The sequence below is a fragment of the Photobacterium damselae genome (genome assembly GCF_003026815.1).
Classification (GTDB): domain Bacteria; phylum Pseudomonadota; class Gammaproteobacteria; order Enterobacterales; family Vibrionaceae; genus Photobacterium; species Photobacterium damselae.
The window spans coordinates 1-1,030 of the sequence record NZ_PYOG01000099.1; the positions used below are offsets into that span (position 1 = coordinate 1).

Consider the following 1,030-nt stretch of genomic DNA (forward strand, 5'->3'; position numbering starts at 1 on the left):
ATCAAGAAAATGAAGAAGCATTTTCACGTCAAAAAGGTACGCAATACCCTCAAGTTAGAATGGTTTGCCAGATGGAATTAAGTAGTCACCTTATTACTGCTAGTGCCTTTGATAATTACAATACCAATGAAATGGTATTGGCTGAAAAGCTCACCGAAATGACACCAGATCATAGCGTAACAATGTTTGATAAGGGGTTATATTCATTAGGTTTATTAGATAAATGGCACGCGACAGGTACAGGGCGACATTGGCTTATCCCTCTCAAAAAGAACGTCCAATATGAGGTCATTTGGCCTTTAGGCCGCAACGATAAGCTTATACTATTACATAGTAATCCAAGGGCTAGAAAATTATGGACTAACTTACCATCCTCGATTACAGCTCGACTCGTGACTCGGAAAATTAAAGGGAAAGACTACCAAGTCTTAACATCTATGATTGACCCTTTACGCTATCCTTCGAAAGATATTGTAGCCCTTTATGAGCACCGATGGGAAATAGAATTAGGTTATCGAGAGCAAAAACAATACATGTTAGGTAATCGTCTCACATTACGAAGTCGTTTACCTGAATTGGTCCGACAAGAACTTTGGGGGATCTTATTAACATACAATTTGATTCGATATCAAATGGTTGAACTGTGCTTCAATTTAAAAGAGAACTACCTTCCTTATCAATTGAGTTTTAATTGAACATTAGCCCATGTATCAGCTTTATTAGTTGGCTTACCATACTCAAGTTCAGAAGCTATTCCTCGCCAATTAAAAGGTTTTCATGCTATGGCTGAAAGTTTAATTCTTGAAGGGTGAAGGGAAAGATCTTTTCCAAGGGCAGTTAAGGCAAGGCCCAAACGGTATCCCAAGAAAAAGAATGCCGTTCACTCTTAAGTGAACGGCATTACTCCCATACGGGTAAACTTAAATCACCAACTTGTCCTCGTCTAACTTGAGTCCAAACTTCCTGACCTGACATTGTAGCTTGTGCTCCCTCAATAGATTTCCCTCCTAATGCTTGACGCATCTTCTGC

At 39.3% G+C, this 1,030-nt stretch carries 2 pseudogenes; one reads left to right on the forward strand and one right to left on the reverse strand.

Going from position 1 to position 1,030, the window contains the following annotated elements:
- A pseudogene (locus tag CTN07_RS22465) lies at positions 1-890 on the forward strand (IS4 family transposase); the annotation flags it as partial.
- A gap of 10 nt (positions 891-900) precedes the next feature.
- Here CTN07_RS22465 and CTN07_RS23425 read toward each other — a convergent pair.
- Positions 901-1,030 (reverse strand): annotated as a pseudogene (locus tag CTN07_RS23425) (IS6 family transposase); the annotation flags it as partial.